This is a genomic window from Kribbella sp. (genome assembly GCF_035687465.1).
Lineage (GTDB): Bacteria > Actinomycetota > Actinomycetes > Propionibacteriales > Kribbellaceae > Kribbella.
In genome coordinates this window covers 1-3,163 of sequence record NZ_DASRXP010000418.1, presented here as the reverse complement: position 1 = coordinate 3,163, position 3,163 = coordinate 1, and the positions used below count along the sequence as shown (strand labels likewise).

The window sequence follows — 3,163 nt, the reverse complement described above, 5'->3', positions numbered from 1 at the left end:
CCGGGGTGTAGATCATCGCGGTGGTGGTCAGGGGAGTGCCGGTCCAGTTGGCGGCTGCGAGTGAGCCTGTGAGTACGTGATCGAGCGAGGGCGTGTTGGCGATTGCGGACGTCAGGGCCTCAGGTCCGGCAGGGGAGATCCAGCCTGAGACTTGGCTGTTGCGGGAGAAGCCGAAGTCTGTGCTCCAGCGGCGGAGGAGTGCTGCCCAGTCCGGGACGGTGGCGACGGCGGGGAAGGATCGGGTCAGGAGCTCCTCGGATTCCAGGAGTTTGATCACTCGGGCGATCGAGCCGGCCGAGACCTCGGTCAACGCCACCAGGTCGCGAGTTGTCCAGGAGCCGCCGAAGTCGAGCAACGCTCGGACGACCTTGGCTGCCGCACTTCCCGTCAACGTGTCCGGGGGACGACCAGGACCACGCCACGGGTCGCGGTCGGCGCCGCGGTCGGCGATGAACAGACCTGGGCGGGGCAGGCTCAGGCGGATGTTGCCGGTGACGTCGGCGTAGGAGAGGCCGGCGTTCGTCAGCCGGGCTCGCACCGGTGCGGATAAATACCTGGCGAGGATCAGGCCGCCCGCACCCGAGGCGAGCATCTTCCGTTGCAGCTTGTCGCGGCGTGGGGCGACGTCGCGACCCGTGAGCTCCGCCAGTTCGAGCTCGGTGACCAGGCCGGTCGAGGTGCCGTCGGGCGCGGTGACCACGAGGTGCTCGTCAGTCAGTTGCCGGGTCGGTTTGGTCATGACTGGGTCGATCCGCCAGCCGGCCGGGAGGCGATCCGCGATGACGGCGAGGGCACGAGCCCGGAGCTCAGCATCGGTTTCCGGAGGATCGGCCTCGTGCACGGCGACCACCTTTCTGGGGAGACGGCTGGGTCAGCGGCGGAGACGCCGTACAGGGGTTGGGGCAGCGGGGCAGGGCGGGGCAGATGGGCAGATCAGACGGGTTTGTGGAGCGGAGCCAGGCGGAGGGTGGTGACCGGCGTCCATTGGTACATGCGGTGGTCCCGGTTGAGGTCGATGAGGGACAGCGAGGTGATGGTGAGGGCAGTGCTGTGGCCGGGAGCCGCTGCGAGTTGGTTGCGGAGGGGTGCTGCGGGGGCAGCGTCGGTGAAGTAGCCGAGGGAGATGTGGGGATGGAGCTCTGGGAGTTCCGGGATGGCGTCGGGACCCCAGACGTCGGCGATCGCCGTACGGACGGCGTCGCGGAGGCGTTGCAGGGGCTCGACCGGGCGGACCGGGAGTTGGACGGTTTCGAGGTCGAGCAGGGCCGGGCCGATCGTCACCGGGATCGGACTGAAGCCGGCCAGGCGGAACTCGGCCGCTTCGATGATGGCGTCCAGATCTCGCTGGTCGACGCGATCGGTGAAGCCCAGGCCTTGCAGCGTGAGGTGGATCCACTCGAGGGGGACCGGGGCGAGACCCGGCATGCCAGCGAGGACGGGTTGGTAGGCGGCGACCAGGTCGGCGGCCTCGGGATGCTGCGCGAAGGTGAGGTGCCAGGTGTAGAAGGAGCGGCCCTCGCGCCAGCCCGGGCGCCAGTGCCAGTGGTCGCGGACTTCGTCGGACATGTCTGTCTCCGTTCAGTCGATCCGGCCGCGCGCGGTGGCGGGGCGACGGACGAACTCGCGGATGCCTTCGTGCATCGCGCGGGCTTTGGATTCGGTGGTGTAGCGCTCGGTCCGGGTGATCGCGGCGACCTCGCTGATCCGGTGGATCAACGGGCGCACCCGGTACTCCGTCGGGGTGGCGAGCACGGCGGCAAGGGTTTCCGCCGCACCGTCCAGTTCGCCGAGCTCCAGATGGGCCTTGACCTGCTGCAGCCGGACCATCCGCTCGGAGCCGTAGTTGCGTTCCGCATGCGGGGCCGCCTCGAACAGCGCGACTCCCCGATCGGCATGGTCCAGCGTGTACTGCGCTTCGCCGAGTGCGAGGTGTGCGTCGGACCAGAGGCCCTCGGCGCGTTCCGGCGTACAGAGGAAGGGGCCGCCGAGCTCTAGCCCGCCTGGGCGGGTCACTGCACGCTTCGCTGCGTTCAGGGCGTCCCGGGCAGCGTCGACGCGACCAGAGCGGGCCAGGTCGACTGCAGCGGCGCTGGCGAGGAACAGGCCGGACGAACCGACTGCGTACTGCAGTCCGTCCTCGGCGAAGCGGACTGCGCCGGCGAAGTCGTCCTGCCAGAAGGCGGTCGTGTGCTGGGTCGCCCGCACCCAGGCACGGAGCTCGTTGTCGCCGGATGCCTCGGCGCAGGCCCAGGCCGTGCGGGTATGGCTCTCCGCGACGTCCGCACGGCCGAGGTCCACCGACATCCAGGCGAGCAACGTCAGCGCCCAGCCGGCCGCGGCGTACAGGTCTCTGGTCTGGCCCGGTGGCTGCCGGCCGGTCAGCAACCGGAAGGCGCGGTCGCGGATGGCCCGGCTGCGCAGGAAGAGCGGCTTGGTCGGCACCTTGAGGTAGTTCTGCGCGATCCGCCGGATGTCGGCGTGCAACTGCTCGACGGTGAGGCCGCCGACGTTCGACTCCTCGGCCAGGGTGAGCAGCGCGATCGACTGGTCGCCGGCCTCGACCAGCTCGTCCTCCAGCCCGATCGTCGAGCAGGCATTCAGGTCCAGGTCCAGCGCGGACCCGTTGCCGGGCGGGGCGAAGCCGAGCTCGTTGTCTCCCGCAACGTTCAGGACATGCCGCAGGCCGGACCGGTACGCCGCGCCCGGCCAGCGGACGGCACCGCGCTCGAGCTTGGCGATGTAGTGCCCGTCCAGCTCGTACTTGATCTCGGTGGTGTCCCACAGCCAGGCGCAGACGGCCTCCGCGAGCTCCGCGCGGGACATGTGCTCACCCGGCGCGCGCCGCGAGGGCGTCCGCTCCCGTGCGGCTCGCAACAACCCGTTGACGTCTGACATGCCGGTAACTGTAGGTGTCCGAACACCCTCCGCGACGGGCGAAACGACCCCTGTGGACGACCTGCCCCAGGTTGCCCCGAGATGCCCCGAATCCCTGCCCCGCTTGGAGGTCCGATCAGGCCGCGAAGTGCATTTCACCGGCCGGCTGGAGGTGGCCGGTAGGGTCCGGGGGTGGCTGATGAAGCGGTGACGACCTTGCATGCGGAGTTGGTGAGGTTCGGGGAGGCCGAGGAGGGGATCGCGTTGCTGGAGACCTTCCTCGAGGTGG

The 3,163-nt window shown here is 69.8% G+C and carries 3 protein-coding genes; all 3 read right to left on the bottom strand.

Annotated elements, in window-relative coordinates:
* The coding region (locus VFG33_RS21575) for a hypothetical protein (protein WP_325054721.1) at positions 1-841 on the bottom strand (841 nt) is incomplete at its 3' end.
* 92 nt (positions 842-933) lie between these two features.
* Positions 934-1,566, bottom strand: coding sequence for a 2'-5' RNA ligase family protein (locus tag VFG33_RS21570; protein ID WP_325054720.1), 633 nt, complete (start codon positions 1,564-1,566; stop codon positions 934-936).
* A gap of 12 nt (positions 1,567-1,578) precedes the next feature.
* A complete protein-coding gene (locus VFG33_RS21565) occupies positions 1,579-2,895 on the bottom strand; it encodes an NsdA family TPR-like regulatory protein (RefSeq protein WP_325054719.1) in 1,317 nt (438 codons plus the stop codon).
* Positions 2,896-3,163 lie beyond the last annotated feature (268 nt).

What these genes read in the sequence shown, in the direction of transcription:
- VFG33_RS21570 (WP_325054720.1), bottom strand. Translation starts at nt 1,566, where the DNA reads ATGTCCGACGAAGTCCGCGACCACTGGCACTGGCGCCCGGGCTGGCGC.
- VFG33_RS21565 (WP_325054719.1), bottom strand. Translation starts at nt 2,895, where the DNA reads ATGTCAGACGTCAACGGGTTGTTGCGAGCCGCACGGGAGCGGACGCCC.